This is a genomic window from Chitinophaga sancti (assembly GCF_034087045.1).
GTDB classification, from domain to species: domain Bacteria; phylum Bacteroidota; class Bacteroidia; order Chitinophagales; family Chitinophagaceae; genus Chitinophaga; species Chitinophaga sancti_B.
On record NZ_CP139247.1, the window covers coordinates 5,416,214 to 5,437,610 of the forward strand.

15 protein-coding genes are annotated in these 21,397 nt (G+C 44.8%); 2 read left to right on the plus strand and 13 right to left on the minus strand.

Annotated features, from left to right (window positions below; all coding sequences use genetic code 11):
• Window positions 1-11: 11 nt before the first annotated feature.
• Together SIO70_RS21965 and SIO70_RS21970 are read left to right on the plus strand one after the other, a co-directional pair.
• On the plus strand, window positions 12-1,658 hold the full coding sequence (locus SIO70_RS21965; RefSeq protein WP_320574340.1) for a RagB/SusD family nutrient uptake outer membrane protein: 1,647 nt from the start codon (window positions 12-14) through the stop codon (window positions 1,656-1,658).
• Window positions 1,659-1,679: 21 nt separating this feature from the next.
• Window positions 1,680-2,756 carry a DUF5013 domain-containing protein gene (locus SIO70_RS21970; RefSeq protein ID WP_320574341.1) on the plus strand — a complete coding sequence of 359 codons (1,077 nt, stop codon included), beginning with the start codon at window positions 1,680-1,682 and terminating at the stop codon, window positions 2,754-2,756.
• Between the two features lie 40 nt (window positions 2,757-2,796).
• Here SIO70_RS21970 and SIO70_RS21975 read toward each other — a convergent pair whose 3' ends face one another.
• The 13 genes from SIO70_RS21975 to SIO70_RS22035 all read right to left on the minus strand — a co-directional run bounded on the left by SIO70_RS21975 (window position 2,797) and on the right by SIO70_RS22035 (window position 21,372).
• Complete coding sequence (locus tag SIO70_RS21975; protein ID WP_320574344.1) at window positions 2,797-4,263, minus strand: aspartate aminotransferase family protein; 1,467 nt, start codon at window positions 4,261-4,263, stop codon at window positions 2,797-2,799.
• 7 nt (window positions 4,264-4,270) lie between these two features.
• The gene (locus tag SIO70_RS21980; RefSeq protein WP_320574346.1) at window positions 4,271-5,398 is read right to left on the minus strand and encodes a taurine catabolism dioxygenase TauD; all 1,128 of its coding nucleotides are present in this window, start codon (window positions 5,396-5,398) and stop codon (window positions 4,271-4,273) included.
• The gene (locus SIO70_RS21985; protein ID WP_320574348.1) at window positions 5,352-6,335 is read right to left on the minus strand and encodes a sterol desaturase family protein; all 984 of its coding nucleotides are present in this window, start codon (window positions 6,333-6,335) and stop codon (window positions 5,352-5,354) included. Before SIO70_RS21985 ends, SIO70_RS21980 begins: the two co-directional genes overlap by 47 nt.
• Window positions 6,332-6,886 carry a nitroreductase gene (locus tag SIO70_RS21990; RefSeq protein ID WP_320574350.1) on the minus strand — a complete coding sequence of 185 codons (555 nt, stop codon included), beginning with the start codon at window positions 6,884-6,886 and terminating at the stop codon, window positions 6,332-6,334. The genes SIO70_RS21985 and SIO70_RS21990 overlap by 4 nt, the downstream gene beginning before the upstream one ends.
• Complete coding sequence (locus SIO70_RS21995; protein WP_320574352.1) at window positions 6,883-8,691, minus strand: IucA/IucC family siderophore biosynthesis protein; 1,809 nt, start codon at window positions 8,689-8,691, stop codon at window positions 6,883-6,885. The genes SIO70_RS21990 and SIO70_RS21995 overlap by 4 nt, the downstream gene beginning before the upstream one ends.
• Window positions 8,688-9,857 (minus strand): MFS transporter, encoded by a 1,170-nt coding sequence (locus SIO70_RS22000; protein ID WP_320574354.1) that lies wholly within the window; start codon window positions 9,855-9,857, stop codon window positions 8,688-8,690. Before SIO70_RS22000 ends, SIO70_RS21995 begins: the two co-directional genes overlap by 4 nt.
• An 8-nt stretch (window positions 9,858-9,865) precedes the next feature.
• Entirely contained in the window at window positions 9,866-11,161 is a 1,296-nt protein-coding gene (locus SIO70_RS22005) for a lysine N(6)-hydroxylase/L-ornithine N(5)-oxygenase family protein (RefSeq protein ID WP_320574356.1), read from the minus strand.
• Between the two features lie 270 nt (window positions 11,162-11,431).
• Window positions 11,432-12,070 (minus strand): response regulator transcription factor, encoded by a 639-nt coding sequence (locus tag SIO70_RS22010; RefSeq protein ID WP_320574357.1) that lies wholly within the window; start codon window positions 12,068-12,070, stop codon window positions 11,432-11,434.
• 128 nt (window positions 12,071-12,198) lie between these two features.
• Window positions 12,199-13,386, minus strand: a complete 1,188-nt coding sequence (locus SIO70_RS22015; RefSeq protein ID WP_320574359.1) for a PepSY-associated TM helix domain-containing protein — start codon at window positions 13,384-13,386, stop codon at window positions 12,199-12,201.
• 62 nt (window positions 13,387-13,448) lie between these two features.
• On the minus strand, window positions 13,449-15,854 hold the full coding sequence (locus SIO70_RS22020; RefSeq protein WP_320574361.1) for a TonB-dependent siderophore receptor: 2,406 nt from the start codon (window positions 15,852-15,854) through the stop codon (window positions 13,449-13,451).
• 342 nt (window positions 15,855-16,196) lie between these two features.
• On the minus strand, window positions 16,197-17,465 hold the full coding sequence (locus tag SIO70_RS22025; protein ID WP_320574363.1) for an MFS transporter: 1,269 nt from the start codon (window positions 17,463-17,465) through the stop codon (window positions 16,197-16,199).
• A 281-nt stretch (window positions 17,466-17,746) separates the two neighbouring features.
• Window positions 17,747-18,505 (minus strand): 6-phosphogluconolactonase, encoded by a 759-nt coding sequence (locus SIO70_RS22030; RefSeq protein WP_320574365.1) that lies wholly within the window; start codon window positions 18,503-18,505, stop codon window positions 17,747-17,749.
• A 23-nt stretch (window positions 18,506-18,528) separates the two neighbouring features.
• Complete coding sequence (locus tag SIO70_RS22035; RefSeq protein WP_320574368.1) at window positions 18,529-21,372, minus strand: TonB-dependent receptor; 2,844 nt, start codon at window positions 21,370-21,372, stop codon at window positions 18,529-18,531.
• Window positions 21,373-21,397: the final 25 nt, after the last annotated feature.

Here is a 21,397-nt window from a genome sequence, read left to right on the forward strand (position 1 = left end):
AAATGACCCTCATGCAGAAACTAACAATCTATATAGTCATTTTGCTGGTGCTGAGTGCCTGCTCAAAAGACTTCCTAAATACAAAGATCGATTCATCCGAAACAGACGAGACGCTCAATTCGGATTACAGTACCCTGATCTCCCTGGGCAATGCGCCATATGCATATATCAGGAATGGCTTTTTATCTGTGGATGATAATCTTTTTGCAGCGGCCACAGACGAGGCGGAACAAACTTCAGGTATTTCCAATGCACAGCTGTTTAACCAGGGAAGCTGGAATGCAACGACGAACCCGGATAACTACTACACTAGCTATTATAGGGGTATCAGGGCGGCGAATTACTTCCTTGAACACTCCGTGAATTACAAAGATATCTTAGGTGCTAACAGGGACACGATCTCCGCTGCCGGGGCTATCAGTTACAAAAATGATGTGACGAATGTGGCATGGTACAGGGCGGAAGCACACATTCTAAGAGCATACTTCTATTTTGAATTATCAAAAAGATATGGAGGTGTACCGCTGCTGACGAGGGTGCTGAATGCAGATGAGAATACGATTATGCCGGCTACGCCTTATGATAGTGTGATGAGTTTTATAGTTGATGAGGTAACATCCTATCAGGACAGTTTGCAGGTGAACTGGAAAACCTCTTCTTTTTCCAATTATGATGGCCGGTTTACAAAGGGGGTGGCACTGGCATTAAAGGCAAGAGCATTACTATTTTGGGCCAGTCCATTGCACAATACAGGCGGAGATGTGGTGAGATGGCAGCAGGCTGCTGCTGCTGCCCATGATGTGATTGCGTTAGGAATATATAGTTTATCGGCTGATTACAGGAATTACTTTTTACAAAGTAATACGTTAAGCAGCGGCGAAACGATTCTGGCAGTCAGGCAGGCAGCGAATCATTACATGGAAACCCTGAACTATCCCATCAGTACTTCCGGTGGTCAGAGCGGGGTAACACCTTCTGAAAATCTTGTATCAGATTATGAATATACAGGTACGCCGGATCCCGCGAACCCTTATACCAACCGTGATCCAAGACTGGGGATGAGTGTTGTAACAAATGGAAGTACCTGGAATAGCAGGGTGATCAACGAAGCCCCGGGTGGTACGGATGATATGGCAAATACAAATGCAAGTAAGACGGGGTATTATCTGAAAAAATTCCTGAATGATGGATTGAATCTTGTGCAGGGAGGTACTGCCACACACCATTGGGTGGTGATGCGATATGGAGAAGTATTGCTGGAATATGCAGAGGCGATGAATGAAGCCTATGGTCCGGATAATGATAATGGTTATGGATTAACAGCCAGGGCCGCGATCAATATGGTGCGTGCACGAACAGGGGTAAATATGCCGGCGGTGACAGCCACCAGTCAGGACGAATTCAGAACTGCTGTAAAGCATGAAAGAAGAATTGAATTAGCATTTGAGGATTATAGATACTGGGACCTGCTCAGGTGGAAGGATGCTGCAACGGCCTTAAATAAGCCTCTTTTAGGCGTAAAAGTGAATAATGGAGTATATACCACCTTCAGCGTAGAAGAGCGCGTTTTTGATGCCAGTAAGATGTATTATTATCCATTTCCGCAGACGGAGATCAGTATTTCCAAAGGAGTGCTGGTGCAAAACCCGGGTTGGTAATTCATTTAAAAAATTCAATCTATGAAACAATCAATCATTTTCATATTTCTTTTATCGCTCTGGGCTTGTAAAAAGGACGCCGACAGTTATGGCATTCCTGATATTTACATGCCTCAGGCGCTCAATATCTCTGGTGGTATCAGTGCTAATTATCCTGTGCCAACCGGTACGGATTCTTCCACCTATAATTACACCATTGATGCGGCTGCCAATAAACTCAATATCATCCTGGGTGTTGCCCAGGCAAGTACGTACAAACCAGCAGGTTATACTGTCAATGTTACAACCGATGCTGATACTATTGATCTCTTAAAGTTCAACAATATCCTGGACGCGAATACTATACTAATGCCGGAATTGCTCTATACCCTTCCAACTTCTGTCAGTGTTCCTGCCGGAAAAAGTGAGGGGACCTTTTTTCTATCACTCGATATCGATCAGTTAAAATCATCTGATTACGAAGGTAAGAAGCTCGCGCTGGCAGTAAGACTGAAAAGTACAGGGCAGTATGAAATAGCTTCCAATGCCGCGGTAACAATTGTGATTGTAGATGTAGATGCGCTGGTCATTGGCCCATCCAAAGATATTTCCTCCCAATATCTGAAGAATACCTCCACCCCATTCACGATCGCAGGTCTGCACTCAGGTGGCCGCTGGGGTACACTGACGGACTGGATTGCCAATACGGCGGCAAAAAGCCATGACGGGTATGGTGGGTATGCAACAGATGAAGGAGGCACCATAGATATGGAAAGTGGCTGGGGATCTCCGGCTATTCATAATGGCAAGATCTGGCAGACTACCGGCAGTGCGCTGCCTGCGGGTACCTATACTTTTGATGTATCTGATCTGGACTGGCAGGGAACAAAGGATCCGACTTATATTGTAGTAGCCCCGGGGTTGGATACGATTCCGGATTATGGGGATATAAGCGGGAATACGACGATTCATTATACGCTGTTCAGTGATCCAAAGATTACGTTTACGCTGACGGAAGAAACTAAAGTTACAGTTGGTTTTGCCGCGAATTATATTCAGGATCAGCAAGGGTTTAAGATATATAGTGTAAAACTATTAAATTATCCCAAGCACCTATAATTTCTATACCGCCCCCTACAAAAGGGGGCGGTATGTTATATTAAATTTCTCTGATTGCTTTTAATATTTCTTTGATATCCTCAATCGTAGTTAAAGGATTCAAAATAGTAAACTTCAGATAAAACTTCCCATCTACTTTCGTACTTGCTATCAATGCTTCCCCGCTAAAAAACAACCGCTCTTTTATCTTTTTATTCAACTCACAGGGCGATACATTTAAGCCGGCCGGATAATACCTAAATACCAACACTCCCAGATCACTATGACTCAATAATTGGAAATCCTCCTGCTCCTCTATCAAACACGCCGCCGCTTCTGCCGTTTCTATAATCGTATCGGTATACGCCCCCAGCTGCTGCCTGCCCATGAGCCTTAAAGTAAACCATAATTTCAATGCATCAAACCGCCTGGTACTCTGCGTCACCGATTTATTGATCTGAGCTGGTAGCGCATCATAATCCTGCTCCTTCGGATTCAGATAATCTGCATGATGCCTGATAATATTCAGGTGTACCCTGTTCCTCACAATAAATGCACTAGCGCTGATCGGCTGAAAAAACGACTTATGATAATCAATCGTCACCGAATCTGCTAACTCAATCCCATCCAGCAAATAACGATACTTATCCGTCAATAACAACCCACAACCATAAGCCGCATCCACATGATACCACAACTGATTGCGCTTTGCCACCCCTGCTATACCCGATAACGGATCTACATTCCCGAAATCCGTGGTACCAGCCGTCGCTATCACTGCTATTGGAATATTCCCCAATTCTCTTTCTTTCTGAATCGCGGCTTCCAGCGCACCCACATCCATCCTAAACCGTTCATCAGTCGCCACTTTTATCACCGCCTGCTCTCCCAACCCCATCAGCGAAGCATTCTTCTGATTACTAAAATGTGCCTTCTCAGATACAAATATCCTGAAGCGGTTGGCTTCTACCGGATGCCCATCCAGCTTAATATTATGATGCAGGAAGTTCAGCGCATAATAATCCCTTGCCAACAACAACCCCATCATATTACTCTGGGACCCACCTGCTGTAAACACGCCATCACACTGATCATCATACCCGATCTGCGCACCCGTCCAGTCTATCAGTTTCCGCTCCATAAATGTTCCACCCGCACTCTGATCGTAGGTATCCTGGCTACTATTGATCGCACTGATGATCACCTCTGCCGCCAGCGCCGGTATTACTACCGGACAATTCAGGTGTGCAATATACTTAGGCAAATGAAAGGCCGTTGCATGCTGAATATACAACCGATCCACCTCTTCAAACAATCGCTCATAATCAGGAAGCGGGGTGTCGAAATCCACTTCCCTGAACTGCGCCAGCAAAGCTGCGGGCTTTATCCCGCTAAATGGTCGCTTATTATTTTCCAGAAAAGCCGTCACCCGCTCTGCAGCAGCCGTGATAGCAGCATTGTATTCTGCCGCTGCCCCCTCATAAAAGAGATCTTTTACAGGTGCAGCAACCAGGGTTGGTTGATTCATGTTTGATTTATTTAAATAGACTGCCATAATGTTCTTCCATAATTAAATAAGGGTCGTCCGCGTGCGTTACTCCCCTGATGCCAATGAGACTGGTCTTACTCATCATTCTCAACATCATTCGCCGCTCACACTTCACCATCCTGTCATTCTCTTTCCGATATCCTGCCACAAATGCATTTCTGCCATGGGCACACAAATGATTGTTCACAAAAATGAGATCACCTGACTCCGGTATATAATCATTGTATATCAGCTGCCTCGCCTCCTCCCAGAAATGCTTCAGGTGAGCCATTGCCTCCGGAGTTTGCCCGGCCGCTTCATTGTATATTTGCTCTGCCGCATCAAATCGAATGAAAGGATTCTCCCTGTTTCCATACAAAACCGGTGTAGTCACTTCCTCTCCCTTCGCCATATCAGCATCATAATTCGCATCTTTCGGGCATTTATAAATAGGTTGGAACAATGCTTCCATTTCCGGTCCCAGCATTCCATGCGAACGAATACTATACAGGGAACTCGGTACATTTTCTTCATTCCTTAAAAACAAAAAGCTCAAAAAATCCGCCGCATTAAAGAGAAAAGCATCTTCCGTATGTACAAACAAATCCGTTCTTGACCCGGACCCTGTCTGGGTAAAATTCATTTTCTCATCGGGAATTATCGCATGCAATAACCCACCTCCCTTGCGCTGGGCATAGTACTGTACCGGCTTGGAAGGCACCGCTCCATGCAACAACGCACAGATAAAACCATATCGGTTGATCTTCGTATAATCCATCTGTTTATAAGAAGGGGGTGTAGGACCCAGCTGATCCTGATCTACATTCACCAACCCTCTCAGTACGATCGCCCCATATTGAGAAGCTGAGAAGTCAGTGCCAAAACTGCTGAGGATACGTGATATTCTTTCTGGCAATAACTGAAATGCATGTAAATGCAACTCGGCAATGAATGCCGGATTTTCATAGCTACCAAATGCCAATGCCAGCATATCGCCCAGTTTTGTCAGTGCAGCCCTTTCACGTGGTGTAATGTCTATAACGAGTGGGGCCATTGGCGGATAGGCGCGTGTTACGGAGAGCAACACATCATGCATGGGTTCCATCAGTGGCATGTTCGCTGTATTGGGTTCCATATTTTTTCTTTTTAGAAAGTGGATATTGATATTCCTTCCAGGCTTCATCCCTGTATGTAGCAGCCATTTTGCCACCGTCTATATGATTCCATCCAGGAGGTTTGAGGACATAGCGTATTTTATCAATCAGGCGGGGGGCAGACCGGATATCCATCCATAGATCCCGCCAGAGTAGTAGTTGTACCTGCCAGAGGCTTTTGGGGTTAATCTTTTCACTCAGGATGCCATACACGGGTTTGATATCATCCAGTTCTGTCTGAAACGTGCGAAACAATTTATCCCATATAGAGAAGGTCTCACCATAATTGCGATCCAGGTAGATATAATTCTTTGCATGATGTACCCTGTGTACAGATGGTGTGATAAACAGGAATTCAAGGAATCGTTGTTTCCCGACATAGCGGTCAAAGTGATCATTGACATGTTCATACAAACCATAAAGTCTGGCAATAGACTCACAGATAAATATCATGAATGGATCAAAACCTAAAATGGGTAGCCAGATAATTGTGAGTGGGATATGCAGGAATCCCAGGAAGGATCCCCGCACGGCCACTGTGAGTTTCATCTCTTCGGCCGTATGGTGCACACCATGTATACACCAGAAGAAGCGCACCTGGTGGCCTAACAGGTGTACCAGCCAAAACATAAAATCGTACACCAGATAAGTGAGGATCCATATGTACCAGGCATCGCCCAGTGTGGTGATCCTGTATTGGTACAACCACATCATCGTGCCAAAGATCACCACCTTGCCCAGGAAGAAATATGGAATGCTATCCAATACATAAGATAATACATTCACCCAGCCTTCTCTGTTGCTTTCCATTTTTTTACTGATCACCAGTAAGAGCCATTCTATTACAACAAGGCCAAGGACCACGTAGCCAAATACGCCTTGTAGTTTTCCAAGTAAGATGGGGAGATATGTATTCATGTTAACCAGGTCACTTTTTTCTCAATCCCTGTCCGCCGTTTACTGGAAGTATATTCAGCCATATCATAATAACCCATGTAGAAAAATCCCAGGCATCTTTCATTTGGTGCCAGTTCAAACCGTGCGGCATATTCTATACAGGCAGCGCAGCTATCCCAATATCCACCTATATCATAGGCGGTGCAGGTCAGCGCCATGTTCTGCACGGCACAGGCCACTGCTGCCAGTTCTTCCCACTCTTCTATGACTACCTTCATACTCCGCGTCATGATGATCACGATCACACATCCTGCTCTGGCAGGATAATGTAACAACCGTTCATACTGTGTGCTGTAGTAATCCGCCAGATACGATCCGAACTTTATCAGCTGTGCGCCCTGCAATACAATAAACCGCCAGGGTTGGGTCATTTTATAATTTGGCGCCCAAATTGCATTTGTCAATACTTCTTCTATAACCGGTTTGGGAACAGGCTTATCTATATAATAATCCGCAAAAATGCTCCTGCGATTCCGGATGATATCCGTAATCATTTCACCTTTCGTCATCATACATCCAGCAGGGAGACATTTGCTTTTTTGAATACTGCGACCGGGTTCTTTAGCATACCGGCCAACTGCAAACTACCCGCCGGATCGGCCAGATCCACCATTTGCTTATTATTTCTTAATTGCAGTCTGTTCAGACAAGACAAAATGAATTCTTCTGCAAACAGATCATACTGTTCAAACTTCTCTGCATGTTCCGGATGCTCTTCCTGGTAGGCATGAATAGTGGCTGCCACCAGCTGCCAGAATTTGTCTTCTGCATAGTCACAATGTTCTACCAGTATCTGGGCTACAAAACGGAAGAAACAATCAAACACATCTGTGAGGATACTCAATACACGTAATTCTTCCGGCACTTCTACACAGATCCTTCTACCCTTTTCAGGGATCTCTTCTTTGTAACTAAATACCCCTATCTCCTCTGTAATGTCTTTCATAATCGCCCTGACAGGGACATGATTTTCCAATACCAATATCAGGTTCTCTCCATGTGGCATAAATACCAGGTCATGCTCATAAAAACAATGCAACAAAGGCGTGAGATAACTCTGTAAATACTTTCGTAACCAGTCTGTTGTTGAGAAGCCAGATGCCTTGATCAACTCATGTAATAAGGAGTTACCATTGAAATCGATGTGTAGTAAACCAGCCATTGTCATGAGTCTCTCTCCCGGTTTCAATATAGTGGCCGGGCTTTCACGCCACAGTGCAGCAAGCATTTTATTATAAGAACTCGTTTTTCCAAATGGCTCATAATAAAAGTTCCGGTAACCGACTGTCGCTACTTCACATAATAATGTAAATCCTGATTTTTGAATATAAGGATCACCCGCAATGGCTGACTTAATCCACTCTGTAATGGGAGGTGTACTATCCATGTAATACGGCGTGAGTCCTCTTACAAACCCCATATTGAGCACCCCAATAGCGGTCTTGGTGTAATGCTTATCCGGATGACTGAGATTATAGAAGGTACGAATGGATTGTTGTGCACTGAAATCATCCGGTCCTTCACCCAGGCAAACCAATAAGTTATTAGCGATATCAGGTGCAAACACAATTGCTAATTTATTGTACCACTGCCAAGGGTGTACGGGAATAAAGAAGTAATCAGCCGGGTCTACGCCTTTCTCTTTCAGGACTTTGTTGAAAGCCTCCAGCGTGCGTTCGCCCAGTTCTTTTTCCATCAATAACTGGTAAGGCAGGCTATCTACCGCAGCATAAGCCGCACGGCTTTTATGGCCTGCTAACCAGATCAGCCGGATCTTTGTATCTGCTTCCGGCGCATAAGCCTTGTAATCCAGTGCATCAAACCCGATGCGGCCATTATTAGCTACAAAACAGGGGTGTCCGCTGGTCATGGCGTGTTCGATAGTCTGGTAATCTGCATTCACCAGGTCTGCTGCACTCAGTGTATGATTGGCCATCATATAAGTACTGCCGTATAAAGTACTGGTGATCTCCTCCAGATAACTGGGCAATTGTTCTGTAGAAATATTCAACTGGTCTTTGAATTCCAGTATAAAGTGCAGGCTGTCTAAAGGTACTTGTTCACCGTTCCGGAATTTCTTCAGCGAATCTTTGTCTATATACCAGTGCTGCAGGCTTAGTATCCTGGCACGAAAACTATAAACGATATCTTCACTTACCAGATTATAATGCCCCCATCCGTTCTCTTCATATTGCAAAATGGGTGCAAGCAAGAGCTCATGGGCAAACTCACTAATGATCTTACATACGTGCAACTGGTTGGCACGAGCCCATAGCAGGGGTTGTAAATTGGATACTACATGTGCGGCTTGTTTCATACTATCAATTTTGACGTTTGGGAAGTCTGTGTTCTGATTACATAATAATAAAGGGCGGTTACAACGGCGAAACCCGAAAGGGCTACCATAAAGGGCATGCGCAGACTAAACTGATCTACCAGCACCCCAGCCATTGTGCTGGCTATCAACACGCCCATATTCTGAAAGAAATGGATCTTACTATATTCAATGGCATATGCTACCGGATCGCTCACATGAAAGAGCAAAGCATCGAAGCGGACTGCCGCCTGAAAGAAAGCCCAACCATAAATACAACGACCAATAAATACAGCGCCGGCCAACGGATACCCCTGTAATAACAAACCTGCCAGTCCAAACAGCAATGCAGAGATAATACCCTGGTATACATTGCGCTGCCTATGCCGTTTCTTATTTACATATAGGCCAACCATAGCCACCACGGCAGGAATGGCATATACAGTGCCGGACAAAATTTTGCTATTACTATTCGTAAGGCTCTCCCAGTACCGCACAAAAAATGGCCGGATGATGAAATCACTGAAATAAAGGATCATTGTAATAATGCCGAGTTTCAATACCATGCCCTGTGGCCAGATACTGGTTTTAATCTTTTGTGGATTTTCCACAGTAGGCACTTGATCAGAGCCAGCGGTTTGCAACAAATAAAAACTCATACCAGCCTGTATAAGATCGCCTGCAGCCATGCCTATAAAGATCCATGCCGGAGACAGCCAGTCGATCAGCATACCTCCAAACACAGCACCGAGTACACTGCCACAATGAATGATCACAGCAAGCAACCCGATGATATTGGTATGTTCTTCTTTCTTTGTAATGCGCAGGATAAAAGGATACACCAACAGGTAGCTCCCTTTAAAGACGATAATCGATAAGGAAACGATCCAGAAGTGTATATAGCTCGTGATAAAGAAACAACTGGCGGCCAATGCACCGGCTATCAGCTGTGTATATACGAGAATACGCAGTTCCGACTTACCTTTTGAAATCCATGCCCAAATCGGGAAGGCGATCATCACTGTCGCACATACCGTACTGAAATAAAAACCCACGGCTTTCGGATCCGTGATCCCAAACTGGGATTTGAAGAAATGAGGGTAAAAAGGATGCAATAAATAGTCACTCACCACCGCTACCAGCGTCATGATGATCAAGAAATTCCTCACCTTCATACTTATATCAGTTCGGGTATGTTTTGTAAGATTTGTTCTTCATCGGTCACCATAAATTGCTGGAAGGCAATTCGCTTCTCTATCGCATAGTAGTCGGTACCGGTCATCTCGCGGATCAGGATGGCATTGCGATAACAGCCCATCCCCAGATCTGGTGTAGATAATCCATGGGTGTGTAACTCCGCGTTTTGTACATAGATGTTTTGCCCAATACTGTAGTTACGGCTTACATCGAACCGGCCTTTCTCATCAAAGGCAATCCTGTCTTTGATATTATTTAAAAAAGCCGGCATGCTGTAGTGATAACCAGTGCATAGGATCAGGCCTTCTGTATGATGCCTGTAATGCTTTTCCACTTCTTCCTGAAAAAAGTCCAGCGTGAAGCCATCGTCATAAGCGACCTTCTTCAATGCGGAATTTGTACGCAGCGATACGGTAATATCGTGTTGGAGTCTTTTTGTATACAGCAGATCGAAGATATTGCCAATGAGGTCGTTATTAATCCCTTTGTACAAATGCCGTTGGTTGCGGCTCAGTTGGTCTCTCTTTTCCATCGGCAATGCATGAAAATAATCTACGTATTCAGGAGAGGTCATTTCCAGTGTAAGCTTACTGTATTCAAGCGGAAAGAACCGGGGAGAACGGGTGATCCAATGCAATTGGTATCCGTAGGTGTCTATATCTCCCAGCAGATCATAATAGATCTCCGCAGCACTCTGTCCACTACCTACAATGGTAATACTACGCTTACTTTGTAAGTTATCTTTATTTTCAAGATAGGAAGATGAATGGATGGCATTTTTCATATGTTCCCTGCACATAGCTGGTACATAAGGAACAGTGCCGGTTCCCAATACCAATCTTTTTGCATGAATAACTCTGTTATTGCAGGTAAGCGTATAGTGCGTTCTGTTATCATCCCATACGATATCATCTACCCGTGTGTTCCAATGCAGATTATCTAACTTTTTTACCGCCCACTGGCAGTACCTGTTATACTCATGGCGCAGTATTTTAAAATTTTCCCTGATGTAAAAAGAATAGATACGTCCTTCTTCTTTCAGGTAGTTCAGAAAACTGAACGGACTGGTAGGATCTGCCATGGTGACGAGATCCGCCATGAAAGGAACTTGTAAAGTGGTGTCCTGGAGCAGCATACCAGGGTGCCAGTTGAAACCTTCGCGCTGATCCAGAAAAATACCATTGAGTGTTTTAATGGGTTGTGTCATGGCAGCGAGGCTGATATTGAAGGGACCTGCACCAATAGCCGCGAAGTCGTAAACCTTTTCAGTATTCATAAAATTGTTATTGTTGATGGGTTAAGGGCAGTTTTTCATTGATGTAAAACTAGGTATACCATAATAGAATGGCAATCGCCTGATTGGGGTAAAAAGAGGGTAGACACAAGTGGTAAAAGCCTACCCTATAAAGGGTATATTCTCACACAAAAAAGAGGGTGTATCTGAAATTAGATACACCCTCTTTGCATTCGGATACCTGATAAAGCAGGATTTTCATTTATTTATGGCACACCCTTTTTTGTGGGGAGGTAGCCTGCGGCAGGCACATTAAGTAACGAGACCATTCTCTATTGCAAAACTTGCAAGCCCGACTGCCGAATGGACATTCAATTTTTTCATTATGTTCTTTCTATGCGTATGTACCGTGTGCGGACTTAAATTTAACGCTGCGGCAATCTCTTTGTTGGCTTTGCCGGAGGCTATCTGCTGAATGATAGCAGTTTCCTTACCAGTCAGGATAGTAGTACTATAAGAGGTATTACGTCTATCATCCAGCAGTAGATCTACAATAAACGGTGCATATTTTTTTCGCCCCTGCAAAGCGCCGGTAATGGCTTCCTGCAATTCCTGCTTTTCACATTCTTTTGTGAGATAGCAGTATACATTCAGTTCCAGGGAGCGAAGTATGTGCGCTTTCGTCTGCTGACTGGAAATAATGATTACTTTACACGAGGGAATCAGGGTGGGCACAGCGCTTACTACATCGGGACTGAAGAATGCCGGGTTATAATCGAGGATCAATATATCAGGATAGTATGTTTTTAACACTTGTTTGAACTCATCTGTGTTCCCCGCTTCCTGTATTACATAAGGGTTCTCCTGACTAACGAGCAGACTTCTGACTCCTTCTCTATACACAGGCTGTGCATCCGCCAATAGGATACGGATTGTGTCTGTCTTGTTCATTATTTTGGTTACGTTAAATAATGACCTTATTGAACCGATAAAGATATGACGGGAAAATAGTCTGTATACAGCAGTGCCGCCCTTAATAGTAAGGGAATAAGTTAACAAAAATCATAATAATAAATAGTTTACACAGGTATGCTGACTGCAGGTTTGCGTGATGCCTGTTTTTTATTTTTTGTCGTCTTTTTATTTTTTCTGCCCCACCAGATATATACACCGGTCACAGGCAGAGAAGCAGCAATGAGGGAAGCAAAGAATGCCAGCATTTTTCCGGGCAGACCTAATATGCTGCCCACATGCAAATCATAGTTAAATGAGATCACCTTTTCTCCATTGTTCCGGTTACTCAATTCACTTCTTCTCAGCAGTTTACCGCTATGCTGGTCATAGAACGTACTGGTGCTGGTAAAGTAAGGCCTGCGGGCGTTCCGGGCATATACTGAAACCGCCGCTTTGTTATTTTTAGGTATGGTCACGAACAGAGAAGTAGCAGCAGGATCCTGTTTCAGGGCTGTATGTAGAATTCTATCCATGGAGTACGGGCGCAGGTCAAGTGTGTCAGAGGTAACGGCATGCAGCTCCGCCGCAGTTTTGCCACCATTGGCCGTCCATTGTACAGCTTTATTAAACCATTCAAAACTCCATACCAGACCTGTCAGCGCAATCACCAGTAAGATGAACATGGCGTAAAAACCGGCAATGTTGTGCAGGTCGTAGTTCTTGCGCTTCCACCTGGTATCCTTTTTCCATCTGAACCATACCCGTTGTTTCATAGCACTCTTGTTCTTCGGCCACCAGAGTATAAGTCCTGAGATAAGCATCACAACGAAAATCACCACACTCCACGAAATGATCTTATTACCTACCACAGGCCCCATAAACAGGTTGACATGAAGGTTAATAACCAGGTTAAAGAATTCCCATTTTGTATTTTCTACTTTTACAACTGCTCCCGTATAGGGATTCACGTATACCTTGTAAAAGTATTCAAGGTAACCGTTGTAAAAAATCTTCTCTTCATTCACCTTCACAGTACGGAAATATACCGTACGATCCGGTGCGGTCACCACCTCCGCTACCTGCAATGGTTTATCTGCACCGACAGCCTTTTGTGCATTGGCCTGTAAAGTGGCCAGGGGCAAACGAACTGCATTGGGCGGAACAGTTACATACATGCGGTGATGATAGACCACCGGTTTTATTTCTTCAATAAAAGCATACAAACAACCGGTGATGCCCAGTATTAAAACAACAAGCCCGGAACAAAGCCCGAGCCATAAATGTAATTTTCCAGTGATCTGTTTAAAGGTCATAAGTTTGCTTTAAATAGAAGACTAAGGGGTGCCATGCACCCCTTAGTCATTGAATAGGATGCTTAGAAACGATAGCTTGTAGACACGCGTAAATTTCTTCCGGCTTCGGCCTGCCAGTAATAAATATGGTTGCCGTTGTTGTCGTAAGAAGGTGCCCCTGTGTACAGGTATTTATTCAGTACATTATTTACATTCACGTTAAAGCTGAATTTGTTAATGTTGTAACCAACACCACCATCCAGTCTGAAGTAATCAGGCAGGAAGTTTTCAGACTTATCATATACCTGGCCAGCAATACGGCCTATCTGCCACTGGTAACCGGCAAAGATGCGCAACCCATTCAGCACACCTGCCGGCACACGGTAAGTAACCCAGCTATTCTGGATATGCTTCGCAGTACCGGATATGTAGTTACCCACCAGGCTGGCATAAGAGTCTTTCGTTACCTGACCATCGGTGTAAGCATAGTTGGCTACTACGCTCAGACCACGCGCCAGCTCACCCTTTACATCCACTTCCACACCTTTTATTTTCTGCTGTCCGTTAGTACGGCTATAGATGAACCCAGCGGTAGGTGATTCATGTTCCAGGTCTGTAGCCAGTACATTGTTCTTCACGATCTGATAGATAGCTACATTGGTGCTAAAGCGACCACCGAACCATTCCTTCTTCACACCCAGTTCCGTGTTAGACCCGGTGAGCGGTTTGAAAGTTTTTCCTTCCCAATCAGTACCACCATTCTGCATAAACACTTCATCGTATACGAAGTAAGCACTCAGACTGCTGTTTACAGAGTAACTCAGACCTACACGTGGAGTGAACTTACTTTCATTTTTAGTAGTGGAGTAAGGGTTATTATAAATATTGGTAGTATAGCGGCCGGCAATTGTCAGGCGCAGGGTATTATTCAGGAAACCGAGTTCATCCTGCAGGTATTCGGTGGTATAACCATAGTCATATTCCACACCTCTTACGCGAATGTTTTGAGAACGATCCCAGGTAGGTTGTGTTACGTTGCTGTAAGTGGGTTTATAAATGTTGAAGGTAGTATCACCCAGGGCATGTGATTGATTCCAGTCAGCCCAGTACTGGCTACGTTTCATATCCAGACCACCCAGTACGGTGTGGGTCACAGGACCGGTTTTGAATTTACCATTTACAAAGAACTGGCCGGTACGGTTGATGGCCAGTGCATCCCAGATACCGATATTTCTTTGCAACAGACTATCATTGTAAGAAGAGAAATAAGAAGGCCACATGCTCTGACCTCTCTGGTCATATTGCAGGTAGGCCACCTGTGCAGTAAATTTCCAGTTGTTGTTGAAGTTGTGCTCGAAAGTACCCGTCAGACTCTGATCTGTGATCTTAGTAGGATCCAGTTTTGGATCGGCAGTGGTGAAGTTGATAGGCAGATCAGCATACCCTTTGCGGGAAAAGGCATAGTTGCTGCCAATTACCTGCTCCTGCACAAACTGACGGTTATATTCCAATGTAACAGATGTTCTGTCGTCAATCAGGTATTTCAATACCGGTGCAATAGAGTAACGGTTATTGAATTCATAATTACGCCAGGAATCACGCTGTGTACCCATTACATTCAGGCGGTACAGCAGGCGGCCGTTTTTGGAGAGCTTGCCATCCAGGTCCAGTGTACCACGGTAAGTATTGAAACTACCTACGGTCAGCGCAATTTCATTATTATTACTCAACCCAGTAGGCTTCTTGGTCACTACGTTATAGAAGCCGGAAGGTTCCCCGCTGGAAAGCATAAAGCCCGCAGGGCCTTTCACAATTTCGATACGGTCTACCATGCTCATATCTTCGGTAAGCGGGCTCCATGGGCTACTTACTACGTTCATACCGTTTCTGAAAGCAGAGAGCTGGGAGCCTCGGGCCTGAATTTTAGTATAAATATCCCAGTGACCGATACGCATAGCGCCAGAGATATTCCTGGATACATCTTCCTGCATATCAAAGATCTGCTGATCCTGCAATACTTCGTGGGTGAGTACTTCGATGCTTTGCGGCACATCTTTGATAGGGGTAGCAATACGGAGGGAGGTCGATGGCGCATCTAACTTGTATTTGTTTCCATCGGCCACAACTACCACCTCTTTCATTTGCTGGTTGGTAGCACTGAGCTGGATGGTTACATGAGCGACCTTATCTTCTTCCACGGTTACCACCTCCTCTACGGATTCATATCCAATCAGGGAAACCTGCAATGTATATGTACCGGGTTTTATCTTTTTGAAAATGAATTCACCATTTTGATCTGTAACAATTCCTCTACCGGTGCCTTTGACCTGTACGGTTACGTAAGGGGCAGGCTGACCATCGGAAGTAATAACTTTCCCCCTGATAGCGGAAAGGAACTCGTCAGCTTTGGCGATGTTCCAAAGGGAACTAAGTAGTAATGTAAAAAGCAGCGTTGTGGTAAAAGTGTAACGGGTGACGTTTTGGTTCATAAAAGGTCCAGTTTATATGTCCTTGGTTTTTGGCTTGCAAAACTAACCCACACAAAGGCGTAAGGGTTTACGCAAAAAGGAAAAGTTTTAATCGTAGTGGGAAAAATTTAATAATTTGGCTTAATGAACCTTTATTTGTAGAGTCAGTAACTAATTTTATTTATTGTCCCGGTTTTGCCCTTTGTTTCCGGATAGCAGCTTTCTGACCCATAACAGGGATAATATAATGCATTGTAGTTTCCTTTTGCATAAGCGCTTATCCTAATAAAACCTGATTGGTCCTGCTATCCTTATTTCCAATTGGGATATGGTCGTTCTGGGAATGGAGGGAAAGGAAATGCTTTATGAGACCTTAGTAACAGGCGTCATCTTAGGTAATAAAAAATGGATCAGCAACCATGCCAACAGGAAAGACAGGCTGCAGTAAATGAAAATAATATTGTAGCCGGCTGTGATTTGGTTTAAGGCCTTGTAATGGTCCAATACTAATCCTATAGCAATTGGGAAAAGCACGCCGCCTACGGCTCCCGCCATGCCGCCTATGCCTATTACGGAGCTGACTGCTCCCGAGGGCAAAATGTCGGATACCACCGTATAGATATTGGCGCTCCAGGCAGCATTCCCTGCGATGGAAAGACTAATGAGACTTACTACTATCCAGATGTTCTCAGTATAACGGGAAGCAAAGATTGGCAATACCACAAGTGCAGATATCAGGAGGGCCATCTTACGGGCCTTATACACCGGCCAGCCTCGTTTAAGGAGGAAGGAAGACAAGTAACCACCACCCAGCGCACCCAGGGTAGCGGCAGTATATATTATAATCAGCGGAGGAGAAGGTTTCTTCAGGTCCAGATGAAACGCACTGGAAAAATATGACGGCAGCCAGTACATAAAAAAGTACCAGATCGGGTCAGTAAAAAACTTTCCGATGATGAACACCCAGGTCTGCTTCAGCCCAAATAACCAGCTCCAGGACACGGTCCCATTCAACAAAGGCTCGTTATCGCTTTTTATCAGCGCCAATTCGGCTGCAGATACTTTTTTATGATTTTCTGGTTTGTCGTAGGTAAGCACCCAGCCGATGAGCCATAAGCCTCCCAGGCTACCGGTAATGATAAATGCAGCCTGCCAGCCAAAGGCGCCTAGCAACCACGGAATAACCAGCGGTGCTGCTACTGCACCGATATTGGAGCCGGAATCAAAGATGCCCGTTGCCATGGCTCTTTCATTTTTAGGGAACCATTCTACAACAGTTTTAATAGCAGACGGGAAGTTACCGGATTCTCCAAGGCCCAGGAATGCCCTGATTATGCCAAATCCAAGTGTAGATCTTACTACGGCATGTAAAATGGCTGCCAGGCTCCATACTGCGATGGAGATGGTATATCCCATCTTGCTGCCAATCTTATCGATAATGCGGCCGAATACTAGCAGTCCGATGGCATAGGAAGCGGTAAAAGCCATTACAATATGGCTATAGTCAGTTTCTGTCCAGTTAAATTGCTTTTCAAGTATGGGTTTCAGATAGCCGACTACCTGCCTGTCCAGGTAATTGATGGTGGTTGCAAAAAACAGCATGCCGCAAATGACCCAGCGATAATTTCTCATGACTTATAATTTAACTTATTTGGTTTTCCCGAAAAACTATAATAAACCAGCCATGTATAAGGCTGGCAATAAAATGATATATGCATACTGATGATGAATGAGACCTGACAACCAGCCATAAAGCTGGGGTATTAAAGCGCCTCCAGTAATATCCCTAATAAGTACAGCCGATCCTATTGCCAAAGCTTTGCGCTGCAACTCATGAGAACCTGTGGCCAGATGATTGGAAATAAGGCACAATACTGCCCCCCGTAAAACCCAGCAGCCGGAGGTAGATGGATTCAGATGATCAGTGCCGCACTTTCCTTGTCAAGGAACATGGTTGTGTTTTCATGTTCCCTTAAGATGGTGGAAGGATATTTTTCTGAGATATCATTTTTTAATGTATGATATACGGCCTGTGCCTTGGTGGCTCCTGGCACCATACAGTAAATATACTTCGCGTTAAGCAGAGCAGGAATAGTGAGTGTATAAGCATATGGAGGTACATCAGCGGGTTGTGAAAAGCAACCTTCGTTTACCTGCTGCTGCTTGCAGGCTTCGTCCAGGTCTACTATTTTCACCAGCTTGCTGTCGTTAAACAAAGCCACATGCGGATCGTTAAAGGCCAGGTGGGCATTTTCACCAATGCCCATGAAGGTGATATCTACAGGATTGGTTTTCAGCAAAGCCGCATACCTGCTACATTCAGTATGAATGTCAGTGGCCTGTCCGTTAATGTAAAAAATATTTTTAAACGATACTTTGCCGAAAATCTTTTCTCTTAGAAAATTACTGAACAGCTGTGGGTGTCCATCCGGCAGCCCCATGTATTCGTCCATATGGAATGCCTGAACCCTGTTCCATTCAAGGTCTTCCCTGATCAAAGCAGCCAGGAACTCCAGCTGCGAACCGGCAGCGGCAAAGATGATATTGACCACAGGCTGCTGCTGCAGCAGCTCTTTTATCTGCTGTGCAGCCATCGTAGCTGCAGCTTGTCCAAGCGCCTGGCGATTTTCATAAATATTAACGGCTAACTGTCCTGCTGTAATTGCTGTCATGCTTATTTTATTTTCCACCTTGTTTAAAATCTGAATTTGAGGCCGGCACGTCCCCAATAAGAATAAAATTGCTTTTCGTAAATGCGCTGCTTGTTACCGAAATAAGAGCGCTGGGGAGCATTTGTAAGATTTTGTGCTTCCACATATACAGTAAAGTATTTGCTGAGTTGGTACGATGCATTGGCATCCACCTGTATGCGTGCATCCCTGATCACATCTTTATCCGCATTATCACCCAGGCTTACGACGTAAGATCCGTTGTAGTTAAGATTACCCTGGATAGTGAAACCTTTTAAAGAATATGCCAGCGATCCGTTGGCACTGTGGGTGGCCTGACCAGGCAGACGCAAGTTCTTGCGGAACTGTGCATCAGCATCAGAGTGGCTGTAGGTATAGTTAGCAAAAATGGTGAATCCTTTCAGAAATCCCGGAAGGAAGGTCATATTTGCCTGTGCATTCAACTCCAGTCCGTATACATTAGCAGAGTTACCATTCAGCGTCTGGTAATATCTCCAGCCTGTATATTGATCTGCCCCGTCAAATTCATCTCCGGCCAGGTTGATCACGCTATTGTATTGAAACTTGTCGATCTTCTTATAGAAGATGCCTCCGGAAAGGATACCCAGGTTAGACAGGTATTTTTCTGCCATCAGGTCTACATTGGTAGAGAATGCCGGCTTCAGCTCAGGATTACCATCGGTCACGGTTTCGCTGAGGATATTGATAATTCGCCCAGGCACGAGGTCTGCGAAATTCGGACGGGAATAGCCAAAGGTCACACCACCACGGATCAGAGATGACTTTGTAAGATCATATTTACCCTGGATGTTGGGCAGGAATCGCACATAGCTGTTTGTTTTCTTTGCCAGGGTGGTAGAAGCCCACTGTTCATCCTCGTCCTGGGTAATGATGTTGCCTTTGTAGTCTACGTCTGTGCGTTCTACACGAAGGCCGCCCAGTAACATAAACCGGTTGAACTGTATCCGGTTCATGACATATCCTGCTGTTATGGTTTCTACAGCATCATAAAAATAAGCGTCTTTGCTTACGCGTGTACTGGATTCATCCGTGGTAAAAGTGCCATCGCTGGCAGCATAATGCTTGTTAAAGTAGTTGATGGTGGAGGCTTTATCGACACCCAGACCAAAGTCAAAATTTCCGTCCAGCAGCTCATCATCAACATTGGTGAGGCCTGCGAAGTTAGTGAGCTTACCATCTGCGGCATCACCGCTAAAGTTAGCTACCAGCGTATTGGGTAGCTTATACCGCTTATTGTGCATGGACTTCACCTTCACGCCTGCTTTAAAGATGGCTGAGTTGTTACCTATTTTATAGGGCACTGTGGCATTGATTTTAGCAACAAAATTTTTGCCTTCAGTATTAAAGTAATCACGTTCAATGGTGTTGTAGGTAAAAAGGGAAGCATCATTCCGCCAGTCAGTACCTGTAGCCATTAGATAATCTTCGTTCAGTTTACTGATGGTCAGAGGTATATTTCCTGTAATAAAGTTAAATGTGTTGTTCCTGCTTTTCAGTTTAGAGATGCTATAGAATGCGCCTCCATCCAGCTTTACTCTTCCGATCTGGGTTTCTCCCTGGAGATTAAAATTCAGGTTCCCATTATCTTCTGATGCATCTTTTATTTCGTTGTATGAACGACCCTTACTTGTCACATAATTGCCGTCTGCATCAACAGAGGTATTCTTTGTCTGCATGCGGGTGCGTTTCCTGTATCTAGTCATGTTATTATCCCTGTCGCTGTACATCACGTTCAGCACAAGATTAGTTACCGGAGAAAAGTTATAGTCGATTGTAGCAGAAGCTCCTACCCTTGTTCGCTGATTTTCCATGTAGAGATACCTGATATCAGTAGGGAAATAGATAGAGTCTTTCCCGTCTCCAAAGTCCTTTAGCTCCCATACCTGTGCATTTACTTCATCATAACCGTTAGTAGTACGGTAATAGCTGCCAGTGAGTATCACACCAAGCTTCCCGTTTGGATTGTTCTCGTTCTGGAAGAAACGCTGGCCGTATGAAATGTTGCCAATCCCGTTGGATTTACTTCTCAGTTGGTTATAGCCAAGTCCTGCGTCAAGGGCAAGCCTGGGTTTCAGGGAGATGGCGGTAGGAGATTTCATATTCACGACCCCCGCGATAGCGTCTCCGTCCAGGTCCGGGGTAAGCGTTTTGATCACTTCCATGGAAGAAAGTACATTGACAGGGATGAGATCCAGGGTAGCATTACGTTCACCGTCCTCAGAAGAACCCATGATCTGCTCTCCATTTACATTGATGTTGGTAAAGTTCCCCGGCGTACCCCTCAGCTGTACTGTGGCGCCCTCTCCACTGGTATTGCGGCCAATGGTGACACCCGGCAGGCGTTGCATAGATTCGGCCACGTTCAGATCAGGAAAACGGCCCATCACGTCAGCAGAGACCACCTGCTTAATGTTGTCGGCATTCCGCTGCTGGTTCAGGGCTTTCTGCTGGCCTTCCATTACGCTGGATACCTGGATAGTGGAAAGGCTGTGAACATTTGACGACATCTTTATATCCTTCACTACTGTGCTACCACCTTTTACCTTCACCTCTGTTTCCATCGGGGCGTACCCCATATAGTTGATCTGAAGGGTATAGGAGCCTTCTTTTACACCTTGCAACTCAAAGGTGCCGGCGGTACCGGAAGATACCCCTTTTGTAGTTCCTTTAATTTTCACGGAAGCTCCCGGCAGGGCATTACCTTCCGTATCTGTAATCAGGCCTTTTATATTGCCCGGCGACTGTTGTGCTGTTACATCCGATATAAGGCATATCAGTGACGCTGTAAAGAAAAATAGCGTCCGTAACAGGTGAATACCTGCTTTCATGTAGAGATAATTTTGGTTGAATAAT